20 protein-coding genes and 1 pseudogene are annotated in these 20,587 nt (G+C 35.0%); 15 read left to right on the top strand and 6 right to left on the bottom strand.

The window, feature by feature from the left end; translation table 11 throughout:
• The first annotated feature begins 53 nt into the window (after positions 1-53).
• From LG276_RS14835 to LG276_RS14815, 5 genes are all read left to right on the top strand, one after another.
• On the top strand, positions 54-1,244 hold the full coding sequence (locus LG276_RS14835) for a pyridoxal phosphate-dependent aminotransferase (protein WP_251161911.1): 1,191 nt from the start codon (positions 54-56) through the stop codon (positions 1,242-1,244).
• A gap of 144 nt (positions 1,245-1,388) precedes the next feature.
• Positions 1,389-2,681, top strand: coding sequence for an asparagine--tRNA ligase (gene asnS / locus LG276_RS14830; protein WP_224937644.1), 1,293 nt, complete (start codon positions 1,389-1,391; stop codon positions 2,679-2,681).
• A gap of 130 nt (positions 2,682-2,811) precedes the next feature.
• Entirely contained in the window at positions 2,812-3,519 is a 708-nt protein-coding gene (locus LG276_RS14825) for a DnaD domain-containing protein (protein WP_224937455.1), read from the top strand.
• Positions 3,520-3,537: 18 nt separating this feature from the next.
• Complete coding sequence (gene nth, locus LG276_RS14820; RefSeq protein WP_224937456.1) at positions 3,538-4,191, top strand: endonuclease III; 654 nt, start codon at positions 3,538-3,540, stop codon at positions 4,189-4,191.
• A 6-nt stretch (positions 4,192-4,197) separates the two neighbouring features.
• On the top strand, positions 4,198-4,677 hold the full coding sequence (locus LG276_RS14815) for a YpoC family protein (RefSeq protein ID WP_251161910.1): 480 nt from the start codon (positions 4,198-4,200) through the stop codon (positions 4,675-4,677).
• A gap of 123 nt (positions 4,678-4,800) precedes the next feature.
• On the opposite strand, the gene LG276_RS14810 is transcribed toward LG276_RS14815, so the two are convergent.
• Both LG276_RS14810 and recU read right to left on the bottom strand, forming a co-directional pair.
• Positions 4,801-7,449: a transglycosylase domain-containing protein gene (locus LG276_RS14810; protein ID WP_404292254.1), complete on the bottom strand. Its 2,649-nt coding sequence runs from the start codon at positions 7,447-7,449 to the stop codon at positions 4,801-4,803.
• Positions 7,450-7,476: 27 nt separating this feature from the next.
• Positions 7,477-8,097 (bottom strand): Holliday junction resolvase RecU, encoded by a 621-nt coding sequence (gene recU, locus LG276_RS14805; RefSeq protein ID WP_251161908.1) that lies wholly within the window; start codon positions 8,095-8,097, stop codon positions 7,477-7,479.
• A 325-nt stretch (positions 8,098-8,422) separates the two neighbouring features.
• On the opposite strand from recU, the gene LG276_RS14800 reads away from it, so the two are divergent.
• Both LG276_RS14800 and LG276_RS14795 read left to right on the top strand, forming a co-directional pair.
• Complete coding sequence (locus LG276_RS14800) at positions 8,423-8,677, top strand: hypothetical protein (RefSeq protein ID WP_404409895.1); 255 nt, start codon at positions 8,423-8,425, stop codon at positions 8,675-8,677.
• An 80-nt stretch (positions 8,678-8,757) separates the two neighbouring features.
• On the top strand, positions 8,758-9,120 hold the full coding sequence (locus tag LG276_RS14795) for a DUF1798 family protein (protein WP_224937461.1): 363 nt from the start codon (positions 8,758-8,760) through the stop codon (positions 9,118-9,120).
• 179 nt (positions 9,121-9,299) lie between these two features.
• Here LG276_RS14795 and LG276_RS14790 read toward each other — a convergent pair whose 3' ends face one another.
• Positions 9,300-9,512: a YppF family protein gene (locus tag LG276_RS14790; RefSeq protein ID WP_095372800.1), complete on the bottom strand. Its 213-nt coding sequence runs from the start codon at positions 9,510-9,512 to the stop codon at positions 9,300-9,302.
• Positions 9,513-9,810: 298 nt separating this feature from the next.
• Here LG276_RS14790 and LG276_RS14785 point away from each other — a divergent pair, with 298 nt between their 5' ends.
• Positions 9,811-10,386 carry a YppG family protein gene (locus tag LG276_RS14785; protein ID WP_251161907.1) on the top strand — a complete coding sequence of 192 codons (576 nt, stop codon included), beginning with the start codon at positions 9,811-9,813 and terminating at the stop codon, positions 10,384-10,386.
• 21 nt (positions 10,387-10,407) lie between these two features.
• Here the strand turns inward: LG276_RS14785 and LG276_RS14780 are convergent, their stop codons facing one another.
• Entirely contained in the window at positions 10,408-10,635 is a 228-nt protein-coding gene (locus tag LG276_RS14780) for a tyrosine-type recombinase/integrase (protein WP_404294437.1), read from the bottom strand.
• 365 nt (positions 10,636-11,000) lie between these two features.
• On the opposite strand from LG276_RS14780, the pseudogene LG276_RS14775 reads away from it, so the two are divergent.
• Positions 11,001-11,581: pseudogene (locus LG276_RS14775) on the top strand (site-specific integrase).
• A gap of 459 nt (positions 11,582-12,040) precedes the next feature.
• Positions 12,041-12,271: a hypothetical protein gene (locus tag LG276_RS14770; RefSeq protein WP_289434050.1), complete on the top strand. Its 231-nt coding sequence runs from the start codon at positions 12,041-12,043 to the stop codon at positions 12,269-12,271.
• Positions 12,272-12,466: 195 nt separating this feature from the next.
• Here the strand turns inward: LG276_RS14770 and LG276_RS14765 are convergent, their stop codons facing one another.
• Together LG276_RS14765 and LG276_RS14760 are read right to left on the bottom strand one after the other, a co-directional pair.
• Positions 12,467-13,129, bottom strand: coding sequence for an ABC transporter ATP-binding protein (locus LG276_RS14765; RefSeq protein WP_251161904.1), 663 nt, complete (start codon positions 13,127-13,129; stop codon positions 12,467-12,469).
• On the bottom strand, positions 13,126-14,346 hold the full coding sequence (locus LG276_RS14760; RefSeq protein WP_404292252.1) for a peptide ABC transporter permease: 1,221 nt from the start codon (positions 14,344-14,346) through the stop codon (positions 13,126-13,128). The genes LG276_RS14765 and LG276_RS14760 overlap by 4 nt, the downstream gene beginning before the upstream one ends.
• Before the next feature lie 1,244 nt (positions 14,347-15,590).
• Here LG276_RS14760 and LG276_RS14755 point away from each other — a divergent pair.
• The 5 genes from LG276_RS14755 (at position 15,591) to LG276_RS14735 (ending at position 20,581) form a co-directional block, all read left to right on the top strand.
• The gene (locus tag LG276_RS14755; protein ID WP_404294434.1) at positions 15,591-15,698 is read left to right on the top strand and encodes a hypothetical protein; all 108 of its coding nucleotides are present in this window, start codon (positions 15,591-15,593) and stop codon (positions 15,696-15,698) included.
• Positions 15,699-16,217, top strand: a complete 519-nt coding sequence (locus tag LG276_RS14750) for a hypothetical protein (RefSeq protein WP_404292250.1) — start codon at positions 15,699-15,701, stop codon at positions 16,215-16,217.
• A gap of 357 nt (positions 16,218-16,574) precedes the next feature.
• Positions 16,575-16,829: a hypothetical protein gene (locus LG276_RS14745; protein WP_404292248.1), complete on the top strand. Its 255-nt coding sequence runs from the start codon at positions 16,575-16,577 to the stop codon at positions 16,827-16,829.
• 574 nt (positions 16,830-17,403) lie between these two features.
• Positions 17,404-18,270 carry an ABC transporter permease subunit gene (locus LG276_RS14740; RefSeq protein ID WP_404292245.1) on the top strand — a complete coding sequence of 289 codons (867 nt, stop codon included), beginning with the start codon at positions 17,404-17,406 and terminating at the stop codon, positions 18,268-18,270.
• Positions 18,263-20,581, top strand: coding sequence for an ABC transporter permease subunit (locus tag LG276_RS14735; RefSeq protein WP_404292243.1), 2,319 nt, complete (start codon positions 18,263-18,265; stop codon positions 20,579-20,581). Before LG276_RS14740 ends, LG276_RS14735 begins: the two co-directional genes overlap by 8 nt.
• Positions 20,582-20,587 lie beyond the last annotated feature (6 nt).

Genomic DNA, 20,587 nt, shown 5'->3' with positions numbered 1-20,587 from the left:
ATGGTCAGTTCATATATAAAATGATAGATTACACATTCTGGAGGATTAGGATAATGAACTTTGAACTAGCACAAAGAGTGCAATCACTGACACCATCTACAACTTTAGCAATTACAGCTAAGGCAAAAGAAATGAAGGCACAAGGAATTGATGTTATTGGTTTAGGTGCGGGTGAACCAGACTTTAATACACCCCAGCATATTATTGATGAAGCTGTTCAATCAATGAATGAAGGATATACGAAGTATACTGCAGCTGCAGGACTACCAAAACTCAAAGAAGCCATTTCTAACAAGTTTAAACAAGATCAAGGGATTGATATTCCAGCGTCAGATATTATTGTTACAAGTGGTGCTAAGCATGCGTTATACACTTTATTCCAAGTCATCTTAAATAAAGGTGATGAGGTCATTATTCCAACTCCGTATTGGGTAAGTTATCCAGAGCAAGTTAAACTAGCAGGCGGAAAGCCAGTATTTATTGATGGTCTTGAAGAAAATGAATATAAGGTCACACCTCAGCAGTTAGAGAGCGTTATAACAGATCGCACAAAAGCTGTGATCATTAATTCACCTAGTAACCCTACAGGCATGCTATATAGCAAGCCGGAACTAGAAGCGATTGGTGAGTTTTGTTTGAAACATAATATCTTAATTATTTCTGATGAAATCTATGAAAAGTTGACTTATGATGGACATCAGCATATTTCGATCGCACAAATCAGTCCAGAATTGAAAGAGCAGACGATTATCATTAATGGCGTTTCAAAGTCTCATTCAATGACAGGTTGGAGAATTGGTTATGCTGCCGGAAATACAGCCATTATAAAAGCAATGACAAACCTAGCAAGTCATAGTACGTCTAATCCAACTACTCCTTCTCAATACGGCGCGATTGCGGCGTATAATGGTTCACAGCAACCTGTAGAAGAAATGAAAAATGCGTTTGAAGAACGTTTAAATATTATCTATCAACAATTAGTAGCTATTCCAGGTTTCACATGTATTAAACCACAAGGTGCTTTTTATCTATTCCCTAACGTAGAAGAAGCAGCAAAGCTTACAGGTTATGAAGATGTTGATGCGTTTGTAAAAGGTTTATTAGAAGAAGCGAAGGTAGCTGTTATTCCTGGTTCTGGTTTTGGATCTCCGAAAAATATTCGTTTATCCTATGCAACATCACTGGACCTATTAGAAGCCGCTGTTCGTCGAATACATGAATTTGTGAATCATAAACTGCAGTAATCGTTAAAGGAAGTGGAGCCCTTCACTTCCTTTTCCCATGCAAGAGTTATGTATGATGAAAAGTTGCCTCGAGAATCAGAGAAGGGTATAATAAAGGCGACTTGAATCTAATTGGTAAATGTTTTTGGAAGGGGTATTAAATTGATTAAAACGACAATTGCTGAAACGTATAAATATGTTGATCAAGAAGTGAAAATTGGTGCATGGATTGCTAATAAACGCTCCAGTGGGAAAATTGCCTTTCTACAGCTACGTGATGGGTCTGGCTTTATCCAAGGTGTGGTCGTAAAAGCAGATGTATCTGAAGAAGTATTTAAAGCAGCAAAATCGGTTACACAAGAATCTAGTGTGTACGTAATAGGGAAAGTACAAAAAGAAGATCGTTCACCTTTAGGATATGAATTACTCGTTACAGGTGTAGAAGTGATTCATGAATCTACTGATTATCCAATTACACCGAAAAATCATGGAACAGAGTTTTTGATGGATCACCGCCACCTATGGTTACGCTCACGAAAACAACATGCTGTCATGAAAATTCGAAATGAAATCATTCGTGCTACATATGAATTCTTTAATGAAAATGGTTTCTCAAAGGTTGATCCACCAATTCTAACAGGTAGTGCACCTGAAGGGACATCTGAGTTATTTGCTACTAAGTACTTCGATGAAGATGCATACTTATCTCAGAGCGGTCAATTATATATGGAAGCTGCGGCGATGGCTTTAGGAAAAGTGTTCTCGTTTGGGCCAACATTCCGAGCTGAGAAGTCAAAAACGAGACGCCATCTAATCGAATTTTGGATGATTGAACCGGAAATGGCTTTTTATGAGTTTGAAGACAATTTGAAAGTGCAAGAAGAATATGTCTCCTATATTGTCCAAGCTGTTGTGAAAAACTGCCAAGTTGAATTGAAGACATTAGACAGAGATGTGTCTAAATTGGAGAAAATTCAAGCACCATTCCCAAGAATTTCATATGATGAAGCCATTACATTTTTACAAGAAAAAGGGTTTGATGATATCACATGGGGAGAAGACTTTGGCGCGCCACACGAAACAGCGATTGCCGAGAGCTATGATAAACCCGTTTTTATTACACATTACCCAACAAAAATCAAGCCTTTCTACATGCAGCCAGATGCTGAAAGAGAAGATGTTGTCCTTTGTGCGGATTTAATAGCGCCAGAAGGATATGGTGAAATTATTGGCGGATCAGAGCGTATCCACGATTACGAGCTATTGAAACAAAGATTAGCAGAACATGAATTAGATATGGATGCATACAAATGGTATTTAGAATTAAGACAATACGGTTCAGTTCCTCATTCTGGTTTTGGATTAGGTCTAGAGCGAACAGTTGCTTGGATTAGTGGCGTGGAGCATGTGAGAGAGTCGATTCCATTCCCAAGACTTTTAAACCGCTTATATCCGTAAGCTTTTCACAATAACAAACGAAAAAGAGTCATTTTGTGGCTCTTTTTCACTTTTTTACACCTTTTATTTGAATACATTTCTATACTTTTCTTAAAAGGGTTCATGATATACTTGTATGGAGGTGTGTATGATGCCAAAGAAGATATTATTAAAATGGTTACAGGAAAAAGACATTACAATTCCTGGAGCTTTATTAACGCAGTACAAAGCAATGAACCTAAAAGAAGAAGAAGTAGTCCTTATCCTCCATTTGATTTCAATTAGTGACAAGGGAAATGACTTCCCAACACCTTTTGAACTTGCAGAAGTAATGACTTATTCAGCAGAGGACTGTGCGGGGATGCTTCGCCGTTTAATACAAAAAGGGTTAATCACTATAAATGAGGGTTATAGTGAAGAAGGTATTCGCTTTGAAAAATACTGTTTAGATAGTTTTTGGGAAAAATTAGCAGATGCTTTTTTAATTGCAGATAAAAGAAAAGAAGCAAAAGAAAATCAGCAAGACGAAATTGATTTGTATTCAGTGTTTGAAAGTGAATTTGGCAGGCCACTTTCTCCTTTTGAATGTGAAACTCTAGCCCTTTGGTTAGATGATGACCATCATGAGGTGAAAATCATTAAGGCGGCCTTAAAAGAAGCGGTGATATCTGGTAAATTGAATTTCCGCTATATTGATCGCATCTTGTTTGAGTGGAAAAAGAATGGTATAAAAACAGTAGAACAAGCAACAAATCAAGGGAAGAAATTTAGACAAAACCAAGTGAAGAGAATGAAAAGTGTAGAGAATAGTGATAAGAGAAATGAGTCGCTACCTTTTTATAATTGGTTAGAACAATAGTTTGAATGGTGATGATATATGTTAAATAAGAAAGACATTAGATATTGTTTAGATAAAATGGGAGAAATGTTTCCCGATGCTCACTGCGAGCTCGTTCATAAGAATCCTTTTGAACTTGTCATTGCGGTGGCATTATCAGCGCAGTGTACCGATGTATTAGTGAATAAAGTGACGAGCAAGCTTTTTTTAAAGTACAAAACACCAGAGGATTATTTAAATGTATCCATTGAAGAATTACAACAGGATATCCGCTCGATTGGTTTATATAGAAATAAGGCAAAAAACATTCAAAAACTATGTCGCATGTTAATAGATGACTATGATGGTGTGGTTCCTGCTGATCGCGATGAATTAACAAAGTTACCAGGAGTCGGAAGGAAGACAGCGAATGTGGTTGTATCAGTGGCCTATAATGTCCCTGCAATAGCTGTTGATACACATGTGGAGAGGGTAAGTAAACGTCTTGGCTTTTGTAGATGGAAGGATTCAGTTCTAGAGGTCGAAAAAGCACTTATGAAGAAAATACCAGAAGAAGAGTGGTCTGTGACCCACCATCGCTTAATTTTCTTTGGGCGTTATCATTGCAAAGCACAAAATCCAAAGTGCCAAGAATGTCCAGTTCTTGATATTTGTAGAGAAGGTAAAAAGAGAATGAAAAGTTTAGGTGCGTAAAATAATATGAATGAGCGGTTAAAAAGATTACATCATCCTTTTTTTAATAATATACAGGATCAAGTAGGGGAGTTTGTCCCATTTTATTACGAAAGACAGTTGTATCAAGAAATAGCTTCTGAAAAACCCTGGGAAGAGTCAGAGCGATTCATCGCAATGATTCTTAAAGAATGGGATCAATTAAAGATCAGGCTAAAATCAGCCCATCAACAAAGAGATAAGCAGGAAGCAGAGCAACTCATGGTTTTGGGAGTTGCCCTTTTAGTTCAATATGTGTATTGGTTAAATGAAAAACCAGTATCACTGGATGAACAACAAATAGGTGATGGTTTGGTACATCTCCCATTCAACTTTGCCGATCGATTACAATTTATTATGGGGCAACCTGCACTTCATTTAGCTTTTATTCAATTAATAGAACTCATGAATGAAGTAATTAAATTAGATGCTAAGAATAGGGTTAGAAAAAAACACTCGAAGCAATAAAAATGCGAAGAGTGTTTTTTATTATGCAGAAGCTTTAGCAAATGCCTTCTTGAATATTTTGAAACAATCACACAGGTAAGATAAAAGGCAGAGAAGATAGCTTCTCTGCCTTTAACATAACGATTATTCCTCAGGGTTTTCATCTGGTGGTGATGGTGGTTGTTCTTCTTCAGGTGATTGATTTTCTTCTTCACTATTATCTTCATTACCATTCTCATTCTCATTACCATTACCATTACCATTGTTGTTATCGTTGCCTTCACCATTGTTATTTCCATTTCCATCGCCATTTTCGCTGTTGTTTCCGTCACCATTGCCATTCTCGTACTCATTGCCACCTTCTTCGTCTCCAGGTGGTTGTTGTTCATCACCTGGTGTTTCTTCGTCAGGTGGTTCGACTTCTTCTGGCTCTTCTTCATTGGCCGGTATGTCAACAGATGTTTGGGCAGCATCACTTTCCTTACCATCTTGAACCGCTTTGACGGTGAATGTATATGTGCTATCAGGTTCAGGATTTTCAATTGTAAGTGATGTTTCAGATGTTGTCGTGAGCTCTTGGGCACCGCCATCATTAATAGCGCCGGTCACCACAAACTGAGTATTATCTTTGTCTTTATGTTTCCATACGAGTTCGATCGTATTGGCTTCTTTATTATATTTGGCATTGAAACCATTCGGTGCTTCAAGTTTATCGAACTTTTCAGAGACTGTTTTTGGTGCATTTCCTTTGACAGCGTACTCTGTAATAATTTGATCACTTGGTGTATATTCGCTTGCTAGTTTTGCAGGGTTGCTACCTTTTTCAATCGCCACTTTTTCAACAGAGTTAGGCATTTTGAAATCAGCTGTTTCTTTCCCTTCTGAAGCATATTGCATAATGTTTTTAAAGAGCATTTGGGCAATCTTCTGATCGTAACCGTTTGATGGTAGGTAAGTCTTCCTACTTTCATATCCGGTCCAAATTGCCGCCGTATAATTCGTTGTATAACCAGCAAACCAGGCATCTGGTGTTGCACCGTTAGGGATATCATACTTTTGTTTTTCTTCTGCTGTATAATTTGTTGTCCCTGTTTTTCCAGCTACAGGTAATCCCGGGATATTTGCTGTTGTACCGGTACCGCTTGAGATAGCTGTCTTCAGCATATCTGTAATCATAAAGGCAGTGTAATCATTCATCACCGCTTCACTTTCAGGTGTGGTGTCAATTTTCGTACCATCACGCATTTCAATGGCTTTGACAGTATGAGGATCTGTATAGAAACCTTCATTGGCAAATGCGCTATAAGCACCTGCCATTTCCATTGGAGAAACGGCCTTTGTACCAAGTACAGATGACTCATAATATTCATCTTTAAAGTTAAAGCCTAGTCGATTAGCAAATTCCATTGATTGCTCAGTGCCCACTTCTTGAATAGCTTTAACAGCAGGTATATTCCGTGACTCTGCCAATGCTTGGCGCATCGTCATCGTCCCTTTAAACGAGTTATCCCAGTTATTTACTTCGGTTCCTTCACTGTATTTATATGGCTCATCAACAAGTGTATGATAAGTGCCCCATTGATTAAATTCAATGGCAGGTGCATATCCGGCGATCGGTTTAAATGTTGAACCTGCTTGACGTTTTTGGTCTGTGGCAAAGTTGAAGCCACGTTTTACTTCTTGATTCCGTCCGCCGCCAATCGCCCGAACTTCACCAGTACTTGAATCTAATAAAGTAATCCCTGCTTGGAATTCTTCATCAGGATATTGTATGACATCTTCGCTATTTAAGATATTTGAAACATATTTTTGGATATCTTTGTCTGCTGTTGTATGAATTGTTAAACCATCGGAAAAGATATCGAGGTCAGGATATTTTTCAGTTACTTCATCAATGACAACATCGACAAATGAATCATAAGGTGTATCATCTTCTATTTCTCTTTCACCTTCAGCAACTAACCCTTCAGTGACAGGAATGGATTGTGCTTCAGTCTTTTGCTCTTCGGAAATGAATCCATGTTGGTTCATTAAAGATAAAACAATGTTACGTCGTTTTTCGGCATTTTCTGGATGAGTAAACGGGTTATAGTTGTTTGGACTTTGCGGCATCCCTGCAAGTAATGCGGCTTCATGTAACTCCAGTTCATCCAAATCTTTACCAAAATATAAACGTGATGCTGTTAACACACCGTGACTATTTTCTGACATGTAAATTTTATTCACATACATTTCAAAGATTTCTTGCTTCGTATATTTTCGTTCCAATTGGAATGAAAGCCAAGCCTCTTGTGCTTTACGGCTAATTGTTTTTTCATTATTTAAGAATGAGTTCTTTACGACCTGTTGTGTAATCGTACTAGCGCCCTCAGAACCAAAACCTTTTGTTACGTTGGCGATAACTGCTCCACCTAATCGAATTAAATCCATGCCATTATGTTCATAAAAGCGAACATCTTCTGTTGCCAGAAAAGCATTTTCAACAAGGTCAGGTATATCTTCATATTCAACATAATCTAAATTTCCAGCACCGACTTCCGTAATTTTTTCACCATTTATATCGAGAAGTACCGACGGAATAGGGTCCTTTAATAGTGCTGGATCTAGCTCGGGAGCATCCTTAACCATAAAGGCAAATGTAGCTGCGCCTGCAATCATCCCAACAATACCGAGTGCAATTAATGTGAGAAAAATCTTCTTGAATAACGTTTTTCCTGATTTTTTCTTCTTCGGTTTAGGTGATTGCTGTTGTTGTTTTCGGCGCTCCTCCCTAGATTTATACTGTTCTGACATATAAGTCCTTCCTTTCTATCTCAAACCTTATGTTGAGCTATCAAGCTGATAAATGTTATCTAATATCTTAATATAATCAATTCTCGGTTGAAAGCCAAGTATTATGCGATGCCCTTTTTCTATCACTTCATCCTTTGTCATCGATTTCCTTCCGCCATTTTCCATGCGTTCCCAAAAAGCAAGTAATTCCTTAGCTTCTAGTAAAAATAACTCGTCAGTTGTCGAAAAGCGTAAAATGACAAAGCAAATGCCCCTTTGTTTAATGATGTTCCTCATATGTTCAATTTGATGCAAATGGAAGTTATTAAAAGGAAATGAAGTGGTGTTTTTAGTTTCCTTTGCTTCGAAATCAATATACTTACCCTTGTAAATGCCGTTATAGTCAGTTGTCGATGCCTGTTTAAAGTATGCTTCTTTAATGACGGCAGCACTTCTTGCAGGATAATCCACTTGAACAATCTGTACTGGTGTTGGTTTCTTGTGTATGACCGCGATCCCTTTATCTAAGTAATATTGGTTGCTGTCGTTTATATCGTCCTCCAATGTCATACCTCTTTTACCATATGACGGATTCTTGCGTTTTCTTTTTTCTAATGTGCTTTTTTCTGCAGGTACGTATTTCCTCCCGTTCGGGTAATGAAATGCCATAGACTTCACCTCACAAACTATACCTTATCATACCAGAAGCAAGATGTAATCGGGTGGTCAAAAAGCACTAATCCAACAAGGTGTACTTGTTTTGTAATATTTGACGTAATAGAAGGCAAAAATGTTTCATTTTCTTTTCAGTGTTGCCGTTTAGTCATATTTTCAAACGTTTATTCATATGCTGTCGAAAGAAGGTCATTATATAAAAAATCCTTCTTTCTTTGCCGAATCAGTTCTAGTTTTGTCAATCGCAAAGGAGAAAAAAATAGGAAAGCGAATGTACATTATATCAAAGACGCGACCTTAAAGGAGGCATGACTTGTCAATGAAACCCAATATGACAGAAAAACAAGAATTATTACTCATGCTAGAGGATATCTATAATCAATTGGAGGCTTTAGAGACAGCTGTGCAAAAGAATCTACAGCAATTAAAGTTCAATCAACAAGAAGAACAAATAGAAAAAGTAGAAGCGTGTCATAAAAAGTTAGAGGAATTAGAAAGATTTCCGATGGACGAGCTTCATCAACAAGATACGACGGATTCACATTTTGTGAAATACAAACTTGGTTATCGCTAATCATTTACGAGTAGTATTGTCGTAAGCTACAATAAGGTTAGCTCATCTATGATTTTACAGAATGACTGGAGATGAACATGATGAACAAGCTAGCCAAACACTCAAAAGAGATGTTAATGCATTTGGAATGGATAGAGAAGCGCTATATAGATGGTAGAAAAGAAAATAAGAAAGCGGATTTTTTCGGCGAAGTTAAGCCTTATGCAGACAAGGTGAAACAAGAGTTGGATGTATGGCAGGAAGAAGCACTTCATTTTTTACAGTCCAAAGCAACGAAGAAGCTGTGGCCGATGCAAATTAATTCCGCCTATGACCAAATTGAAACATGCTCCATTCAAGCCTTTTATCCTGAAACAAGTAAATCGAGATTTACAAATCAATTGCAGTCTGCAAAATATGTTGTTGAGACGTTGTTAAGAATCGTAGAAGAAAGTGAAGTGTGAACAAGACTAAGACTGAGGATTTAAAGGTCCGAACTTTGGGCGAATGAAGTAATCGAGCGACTTTTTCTTACACAGAATGAGTGGAAAAGGGAGAGCAAGCTTCAGTATAAATTATAGAAGGAAAAAGGAGTCACTAAAAAAGTGACTCCTTTTTCCTTCTGAGTTATGAATGTTTTTTCCTATTTCATAGTAATTAGGGATCCGTCTTTAAAAAAACTTTCAGGAATGACAGCACCTAATGATTCTAATTCACGAACAAGATTTCGATAATCCAAAATGGAAATTTCATTGTGGATATAAGCTCGTTTAGAGAAATCTAGTAGTTGGTTCGCGTGATCTGGCTTAACTTCCTTCACTTGTTGAAACTTCTGCTTTAGCTCGTGAATATTCATTTGAATCTTCCTCCCCCAAATAATGAAATAATCTTAAAAGGATACTCATCCAATCATGCGATGAAATATGAAGTTTTAAAGAAATGTAGGAAAAAACAAATCTTTAAATTTATAGTAACACGAAATAAATAGATTGTTTATTTTTCAAAAATTTAAACTTCCGACAAAGTTCAACAATTAATGACAGATTGAAAAGGAAGGATATCTTGTTTAAAATGCAAATATTATTGAGGATAATCACCTAATGCGCCTATTCATCATACAGTATAATGATGATGAATAAGGAGGATGTTTGCCCATGTTTGGCCGTAAAAGAAATGAGAAAAGTAAACGAAATATGCCTGTTGCATGGAGCTTTAATCCATATTATGCACCTTACCAATCTAATATGTCCTACCCTACTGAAATAAGACAACTGCCGGTAATGCAGTCCGTTCCACACCCAATAATGAATGGACAACAACAGCCATTATGGAATCAATCTCAAATAAATTATGCTTACACGAATAACTATCCCTATCAGACAATTCCATATGGGAATATGTATCCACCTCAACATGATGTAAATAATCACCAACCAAACTACCCTTTACAGGATAGTCCGAATTATTTTCACAATCCACTCGAGCCCAATGAACAGCCGGTAAATAAATCTTATAATATGCAAAGCCAATATAACACCATGAACCCGTATCCAAAACAATCTTTTGTTGCGAAACAACCTAATAATGTTCAATCGATTATGAATAGCTTTAAGTCACAAGATGGTTCACTTGATTTTAATAAGATGATGGATACAGCGGGACAAATGATGAATGCTGTAAACCAAGTGTCGTCAATGGTAAAAGGGGTCGGTGGTTTCTTTAAGGTGTAGGGTTTAAGCGCTCCTCAATACTTAGTTGCTCACAATTTGACCACTTTTCATAGCTTTCGAGAATTGGTCTGTTAAATTTTGTTGCATTTCTGGTAGAACATGAGAATAAGTATCTAGTGTAATCTTAACGCTAGAATGTCCTAACCTATCGGCCACTAGTTTTGGGTTTACGCCCATTTGTAGTAAAATAGTGGCATGGGTATGTCTAAGGTTTTGAAACCTAATCTGAGGGAGCTTGGACTGTCTAATGAAGCGAGAAAATAATTGGTTTACTGCAGTAGGGTGTTTATGAACTCGCCCGTTTCTTGTGCAAAAACCATATTATGTTCTCTGTAGACAGTCCCAAACTTCATCTTTTCAATGTTTTGTTTTACTTTTTGCTTTTTTAAAACTCTTATAAGATCGTCATCCATATATATTGTTCTAACTGATGAAGGTGATTTGGGAGATTGCAAGAGAAATTCTCCTGTTTTTTTATATAGTTCTATTGACTTTTAATTTTCTAGATTCAAAATCAACATCAACATCTTCCCAAGTTAACCCGAAAATTTCTCCCTTTCTCATGCCGGTATGTGCTGGAAGCCATAGAAGAATATTAAAAGGGAGTTGTTGCATTGAACACCGTTAAACCTATACGTGATTTAGAGAAAGTTGCTGCAATGAAAGAAGTCTTGATGAACCAGCATGAAAGGAATTACTTCTTATTCGTATTAGGGATTAATACCGGTCTTAGAATAAGTGATTTGCTTAAGTTGAAGGTAGGTGATGTGAGAAACAAAAACCATATCGTTATAACTGAGCAAAAGACTGGTAAATTGAAACGGTTTAAGATTAACAACGATCTAAAGCGCCATATTACGGATTTTACCGTTAAGAAAGAGGAAGCAGAGTATTTTTGTTTAAGTCCAGAAGAGGAAACGCCCGTATACACCCAGTGCAAGCTTGGAAGATATTAAATACTGCTGCCAAAGAGGTGGGCTTAGATGAAATCGGCAGGCACACCCTTAGAAAGACATTCGGATATCATTTTTATCAAAAGTATAAGGATGTTGCAGTTCTTCAACAGATATTTAATCATTCATCCCCATCTGTCACTATGAGGTACATCGGGATTAATCAGGACATTATAGATGAAGCTGTGGATGATTTAGTTTATAAAATTGTCCAGTTTCTAATTCAGGCGCGTTATATGTAATGTAAGTTATTTAAGAAATAGACTTTGTATTATGTTTCGTTAAGTAGTTGGAATAAAGTTCACGATTTTATCAATCCTTATCAAGATCATTCTTAAAAAAAGAATTAGAACTTATGTTATCTTCTTTAATTCCTAGTTTATCCTTTATCGTTGTTAGATCTCTTAGGATTTTATGAGTATTAATTAATGCAGTAATAGAGGCAAAAAAAGTTAATGCTAAGAAAATAATTAATATTATGTTGATCAAGTTATCGCACCTCAAGTTTTTAACTATATATTACCATATTTTGGTCTTACACCTTCTGAATTAGGTGAACGGATGAATGAAAATTGCTAAACAAGGATATAAAAGAGTGTTTCAAAGTAATATTGAATGGTATCAAGGAAAAGGAGAATGGGGAGTCATTACATTTGAATTAAACGAGGACTAATAAACGCGATAAGCAAGGAAGTGAACAAATGTCATATCTTTCGCAAATAGAATGGGTTTATGACCAATTACAATCTTTAAGTGCTGAAACATTAATTAAAATTATTGATGAACTAGAACTAGATATACCCAACAGTACGTATAAAGAAATAACAACAGATGTTTACAATAAAGCAAAATCAGGGTCACCCATAACTCATAAGCAGAAAAGAGTTTTAGTGAATCTTATTGGGCAACCAAGATTTTATAACCAATACTAAATATAACTCATTTAATGTGCTATATGTAATTATGATTCTTATTTAGGCCATGCTAGATAAACAGCAAAAAGTATGAGAATGATTCCTAGTACTAAAAAAAACTTGTATAAAAAATGCCGTTTTCTACGAGAAGTGCCAAGAATGGTGAAGAATATGCCAAGGATAAATGACATGATCATTGCAATGAACCCCATTTTATTCATTCCTTTCGAGAGTAATAATACGTTCATGCCGATTGGCTACATCTAAATCATGAGTCACTGTAATAACAGTAGTATTAAATTCTTTATTCATATCAAATAGTAGATTGATAATTTTCTCTTTATTTTCCGAGTCTAAAGACGCAGTTGGTTCATCTGATAAAATTATTTGGGGATTCATAATTACGGCCCTAGCAAAAACGGCTCTAGATCGTTGGCCCCCAGAACAATCAAGTGGTTTTTTTTTCAAAATGGGCTCAATCCCAATTTTATTAGTAATCCGTTTAAAGCGCTCTTGTACAGTTAGATTTTTTTCAACGTTACCATACATAAGCGGCAATTTAATATTATCCTCTATGGTCAAAGAATTAATAAGCGAGGACTCCTGGAGAACAAAACCAATTTTTTGATTACGCCACTCAGCTAGTTTATTTCGTGATAAATCCTTAACAGGTGAATCAAAAAGCCTATAATTCCCTTGATATTTTGTATCAAGTAGGCCAAGGATATTAAGTAAAGAAGTTTTTCCAACTCCAGACTCTCCTACAATAGAAAGTCTCTCCCCAGGTTTCACTTCCAAATCAAAGTCATTTAGAATAGAAAAACCTTTCTTCTTAAATGTTTTTTTCTGGATTTCTAGCTTAATTATACTATTCATTGTAACACCCCTACGGATATCGGAATACTTTTAATTTTTTTCATCGTAAGTTCAACAATCGCAAATGCAATAATAACATCTATAAAAAGAACAATAAGTAAAGCCATCCAATCCATGCTTATTAAGCCAAATATTCCGTAAGTAGCAAAAGTTGAATCGTTTCTTAACCAAGAGCCGTATCTATTATAAGCGGTTATCACAGATAATATGACTAGAATAATAGAGAACAATATTCCAAAATAGCTATAGAAAATTGCTCTTAGTTTGGAATAACTTAATCCAACTAATAAATTGATTGTAAAATCTCTTATCATTAATCGAACACTCACCAAATTATTCCATATAGCTAGACCTACAATGATTATAGTTAAAATAAGGGTGATAGTACAGATGATTATAAATGAATTTAAATAATAATCTTCAAAGAAATCAAAGTTTTCTTGTTGATTAAAAAAGTTAAACTCTAAACCTACATTTTCCTTGATATTTTCTCTTAAATTCATTGCTTCTTCTTTTGTCGAATCAAGAAGCACAAGGTCCATTAAACCATTAACGTGGAGGTCAAGACCCGCATTTTGAATAAATTCTTCATTAATAGGTAGAAAAATTGAAAAGTTATGATAATTCTTTGAGTTGGGAGCATAAAAATTAGAACTTTGAGTATTCTTCTTCAAGACTCCTTGAACTTTTAAATTAACTAGTTGTTGGGTCACAGGATCTGTAATCTCAATATTTGACCCTACAGGATATGTTGTGGCCAAACCTGCACCTACTAAAATAGGTATATCATCTTTATTAAATTTATAATTGAAGTTTAAGTGGTCTCCTTGAGATAATTTCAATTGATTTATCTTATAAGCCTCTTCATCGATATAATTGAAAGGAACTTCCATCTTATGTTCATTAGGTAATGAAGTAACAAAACCATCGACTCGCAGAGCATAAGTGTAATTGTTGTTTAAGTATTCATATACTTTTTGTGTATCTTCTATATTAATTTCATTGAAATCAGCTTCACTATCTGGGTCTAGATTAGCAATAATAGTCCCTTCTTGATTTAGATTTTCCATTTCTCCATAGCCTTGAAAAGTTGATATAACTGAACGAACAGTTGTAAAAGAAAGATAATTGGTTAAAAAAAGTAATGTTATCATACCCAAAACAAGTATCGGTCTTTTTAAAAATATTCTAAGTATAAAAAAACGTAAAATTCTCATTCTTTTTCCACCTTAGCTGCACTAATTAATATATATATAATAAAAATAAAAACTAAGTAGAGATTACTGGTTACATTCAACTCTAAATAGAAGTTTAATAAGAGTGACAGTAAAAAACTAAACACTAATATAGTTAGACTATTCAAGATATATCGAATTACAACATTTACCATTGCATCTCCTACGAGTATTCGGCAGGATATTTCTGTTTTCTTACGATTTAAAAATTGATAGTGAAATACTATCATAATAAATGTAAGAAAAATATTTATTACAATTTGATACTCTATAATACTTTCTAAAAAAGACTCTAAAATAAAAGAATCTCCTAAATCCAAAGTTTGTACATAAATAAATATTAAATTTGTAGAAAAACACATTAGATAGATAGCAAACGCCTCAATAACGTCGATAAATCTAAATAAAGAATATTTCAATAGTATCACCTTTTAGTTGACATCAACTACGTAGTTATTATTCATAATTAAAGTAATGCGGTATTTTATAAGATTTAAAAGTCGAATCGGGCCCTGTAGAAAAGTACCTATCAGGCCCGAACGATTTCCTATATTATATTGGATTTTTTCAAAAAAATTATGAATATTAAAATTATAGAAAATTATTTTTTTGCTCCACGACTCCAAGAAAATTTTGTAGTATACTTGTCTCCCCATCTTAAATCGTCCCAAACAGAACCTGTCACTTTGCTAGAATAGGCGGTTTTGTTTAGCAAAGTTTTACCATTTCGTGAGTATTTAAACGAAGTAGACTTATAAGACGAACTAGAGTAATTCCAGGCAGCCCCATTATACCTAATTTCAAGAACTTCTTTAGTAGAGGCTCCACTAGAAGAATTTCCGAAAGAGGCACCAAACGCTGTATTTGCACCTAGTCCAATTGAACCAACTGCCAATACCGAGCAAATAAGTTTTGTCATTTTCTTTTTCGTATTTCATCCATACTTTCCATTATTTGTTTATTACGAGTGTAAAAATAACATAATTTTCTTTAAACTACAATATTTGGTATGTAAAAAATATAATTTTTTACAAATAATATAATGATTAACAGATATCTTATTAATATGATGGAACTACAATCCACCAATCTTTGTAATTAATTATATATGATTCTGAGTATGAAAATGAAAGTTTTACCAATAAAAATTTAGCTAAAAAAAAGTAGGAGGAGTAACGAGATACGGAAAAACCGTATTTATTAAACGAACATTTTATACATTGCTGATGAATCAATCTGATAATATAGAGTTTTTTATCCTCGACTTAAAAGGTGGAATGGAGTTTGGTATGTACGAGGATATACCGCAAGTAAAACAGTCGCGAGTGATCTAGTTGAATCAGCAGAGACTATTATTCGGGATACTGGAACAATTAAAGCTTAAACAGAAGCATATGCGTTCTAAGCGTTATACAAACAGTGTAGATACTCCAATTAAACAACGGACATTTATAATTGTCGATGAAGGTGCCGAATTATCTCCCGATATTGTAGGTAGTAATACAGAAGCTAAACAATATGCGAAATTTTGTCAGGGTGCGTTAAGTGAGATTGCGCGTATTGGTGGAGCGTTAGGTTATAGATTAATATTTTGCACACAATACACCACTGCACAAGCGGTCCCCATGCAAGTAAAGATGAATATTGTTGCGCGATTATCATTTGTTGCTGCTGCCCAAATAAGTAGTCGTGTAATTTTAGATGATGTTGGGGCAGAGGAATTGCCAAGTATACCGGGCAGAGCTATTTATAAAGTTGAAAAAAACAGGATTGTTCAGGTTCCATATATTAATGACAGTTTTATGTTCAAACATTTGGAGGGGTTACAACATGTTATCATCAACACAAAGTAGGATTGAAAGTTTGTTAACAACAATTGATCACTTGTGTATAGTAAAAATAAAACATTTGCAAGTCATTCATGACTTAAAATCATATAGAAATGCTTGCAAAGTAGTTAAACAACTATCGCCATACATTAATGAGTCTTTTCATAATAAAGAAAAATAATCCACCTTAATAAAGCTGGAAGAGAATTAATTGGTTCTATAAAAGAAGAAAATAAAAGAAGTCTACTTGACCACACATTTCTACGAAATGAAGTATATATCTACTTTAAATGCCCACATGATTGGAAAAACGAATATTCCATTGAATTTGAAGAAAAGACAATTAATTCTTTTGGTATATCATTTGGAAATATGCCAGTAGTGTCTAAGCGTAAAATTATCGCTGACGCTGTATTTAATAGAAATGGGTATATGCATCTAATTGAAGTAGATAACCAGAGAAAAATGATCGATAACAAAAAGAAGATTCAACAATATAAGAAGTTATTACCCAGCATAAAAGAAAGTGTGCCTAAGTTATTGTTTTTTACCACCACCGAGGATAGAAAGAAAAAACTAAGTGTGATGTTATCTGGAATAAGGAGTGAAGTTTATACGTTTGATGAAGTAAAATAATCTCGCTTTTCTTCCATAAAATAAAAGAATGTGGTCAAGTCTTAAAATAATAAGCTTGACCACACAAATATCACGTACTCTAAACATTCACGAGAAAACAAACGAGTTTAATGCTTTTGTAGGTGATTAAATACAACGTAAGGAAACTTAAAGATATATTAATCAAGTGTCGTCAATGGTAAAAGGGGTCGGTGGTTTCTTTAAGGTGTAGGGTTTAAATGCTAATAAAATGATCATAAGGTTCATTGATGGATAAGTAAAAGGCAATGTTCTTTAAGGTGGCAATTATTAATTGGATTAATGCAGACATATACTTACTTTGGCCATGTGACCGCAAAAAATCACATGGCTTTTTATGATGACTCGTATCAGACATGACATCATAAAAAAGAGGTAATGCACAGTAATATTTGGCCGCCCTTTTTCTTCCATTTGAAAAGCTATTTAATAAATATAAATTTGAATGAAAAGTCCTTTATTCGGAAATGGGGGAATTGTCAAAAAAAATATTGACAATAATGGAGGAAAGATGAAAAATAGTTAGCATGACGAAAGAAGCAGAAGGGGGAAAGAAATGGTTCGTTATATCCAGCAAATGATTATCGTCATCTTTCTTATATTATTTCTAGCAACTTTACCATCAATCGTTTTAGTTGACCCTGCAAATGGTACGGTTAGTTTGAATTTTGCTCGATTTCCATCAATGGTAGGAAATTTCTTTAAAGAGTTGAGCACCGGCAGCTTAGGTACATATTATGTAGGGATGGAGCAAAGGTCGATTGCTTCAGAGATTGGAGATAATTTTTTCACTTCCTTTTATATTGTTTTTGTGGGTGTATTACTTTCAATTCTATTAAGTTTATTATTCGGTATTTTCTTAAGTCGATTCTACTTAACAAAAATTTTCCGTGTCATGATGAATATCATCTCAACCATCCCGGATTTTATTTTTATTATTTTTGCTCTACTCTTCGCGGTGAATATTTATAAATGGACGGGCTTTAGAGTCGTCTCCTTTTTACCGAATGGGGGTGCATTGAATATTTGGTTCCCGATGGTTCTTGTTGCGATTGCCCCTTCTATTTATCTATTTAAATTGATTTCTGAGAGGTACTTCTTAATAGCTGGAGAAGATTATATTCGTACAGCTGTAGCGAAAGGCTTGAAAGTTGATCGTATTAATTTTCAGCATGTGTATAAAAATATTGAGCCGTTTCTCACTGCTGACTTAGTGAAAGTATTATCCCTTGCCATCGGTAATTTATTTATTGTGGAATATTTGCTCAACGTCTCAGGTCTAACCAAGTTTGTTTTTCAAAGTTTTGGTGATCCTCAGCCTATTGCCATCGGGCTTTTTTGTATGCTAATTATTTCTCTACTTGTCTTTTTAGCTATTAGACTTTTACTTTATTTATTTAAACGAGGGTTTATTTATGAATAAGGTATATAATCGAAATTACGCATTGTATTTAGGGATAGTTAGTGTAACGATTGTCTTATTTTTTACGGTATTTGGTCCGAAAATAGCCCCACACTCCATCTTCATGGCTTTAGAGGTGAAGTATATTGATGGCGATGTCATTTCACCCCCATTAAAACCATTTGAATCAATGGCTTACCCTTTAGGGACTGATCGGTGGGGGTACGATTTATTGTCAATGATACTTTATGGTTTGCGATATACGGTGTGGATTGCCATTGCGGTTGCTACTATAAAAATGATAATCGGTACAGTACTAGGGATGTTTATTGGTACATGGAAAAAAACACCGTCTTTCATTATCGCTTTTGAAGGAGCTTGGAGTTATGTACCTGCATTTTTAATTTTATATTTCTGCTTGTTGCCTATTAATTTTGGTTCTATATTGGAAACACCTATTCTTATAGCGTATTTCATCGTTATTGCCTCACTTGTTGGTACTCCTAGTATCGTATCTTCTGTTAGGCAAAAAACAGCTGAAATTTATAAAAGAGATTTTGTTTTGGCATCAATGACTCTTGGTGCAAAGAGGTGGAGGCTGTTATGGCGTAACGTGTTTCCCCAATTAAAAGAATCATTACTTGTGATGTTCACAATGGAAATTGTTTATGTGATTACAATCATGGGACAGTTAGCTTTATTAAATATTTTTATCGGCGGAACGATTGTTAGAAATGATCCTGTTATCTATTTATCGGTTACAAAAGAATTATCAGGTCTTGTTGGGCAAGCGAGAGAGAATTTGATGGGCAATCAATATATTTTAATGGTGCCACTTATCATTTTGTTAATAACCACGATATCTTTTAGCTTATTAACCGCGGGGTTAAAAAATAAATTCCAAGCAGATTATGCTAGAATGCCTTGGATCAAAACTGGAATTAAACCAAAAGGGAGACCCACACGAAAAAGATTAGGAGAAAAGCGATTACTAAACTTTAGTTTACATAAAGTAGGTTTTGCTATCCTTTTTTTATTATTTGTTTTAGGGGGTCTATTTGTTAATCAATATAGTGATTCGAAAATTGGTGTAACAAATGAAAATAAAGGAGACTATTCTTTAGAGCTTTCCATGGTAAGTGAAAATGAGTTTACAGTGAAAGAAGAAGTGTCAGTTAAGAACGAATCAGAAGATAAATGGAAAGAGCTCATTTTTTTTGCACCGAGAAATTTAGCTCAATTAGAACTGAATGAAATCATTGTAAACCAGGAAAATCTACCATATGAAATAAAGGATGGCGTTTATTACATTACGTTACCTAAAAAATGGCAAGGCGAGAGTCGATTTGATGTGCAATTTAACTATAGCATGACAGGAATAGAGGATGCTGATATTTTCCAAGACTGGTATTTTGCATTAGCACCATATAAAAACGGAAGATGGGCAGAAGCGACAAAAGATAATCCATATATTCATCATCATCATGCATTATTGTCTTCATTTAAAGTGAGTTATGACCTTCAAACAGGATATACATTTATATCTTCTGCTATTGAGAATGACAAGGAAGAGGTTGCCATTGATGATGTGAAGAATTTCTCCTTTTCTATTGTGTCTGATAATTGGGAGAAAAATGAAAGGATTACACAGAAGGATACGCAGGTTAGCTTTTTGCAACAATCTCCATCACGGAAGGAATTAGCTGAAGAAGAGATTATAGCAGTTTTTGATTATTTTGAAGAGGCGATAGCACCTCTACCATTTAAGCAAGTAGATATTTTTATAAGCGATTCCTTGGAAACTGAGAGTGTGCCTGGGATGGTCATGCTGAATGCAGAAGGTGCTCAGAATCCATATATATTAGCTAAAGAGGTGGCTGCTCTCTATTTTGCATCGGCTATCAGTCAGGACCCTCAAAAGGATAGCTGGATTGGATCGGGTCTATCGCATTTAGCTGCTTATCAATACAGCGTTGATCAAGGTGAGGAACGTAAGCAACAGGCTTTGGCTTACCTACAAGAAGAATTAGGGGCATTAGAAGAGCATGTGAATGGAAGCCAAGTATCCAATACCAATATCAATGAGGTTGAACATGAAGCCACATTAAATGCACAACCTGCTTGGAAAATAATCGAATTAATCGAAGAACATTACGCTTATAGAGGGATTAGTCCCGAAGAAGTAGGTGAGAAATATTTATCTTCCTTTTACGAACAGTTTGCCGGAAGAGAAGTAGATACTGAAATTTTCCTTCAGTTTACACGAGACTACTTCAGTGTACCTTCAGGAGCTTTTAATCAGTGGTTAAATACAGAAGCAAGTAGAAAATAGATTTAC

Source organism: Cytobacillus kochii, from assembly GCF_044790165.1.
Lineage (GTDB): Bacteria > Bacillota > Bacilli > Bacillales > Cytobacillaceae > Cytobacillus > Cytobacillus kochii.
The sequence above is the reverse complement of the archived record's forward strand: the minus strand, read 5'-3'. Positions and strand labels throughout refer to the sequence as shown.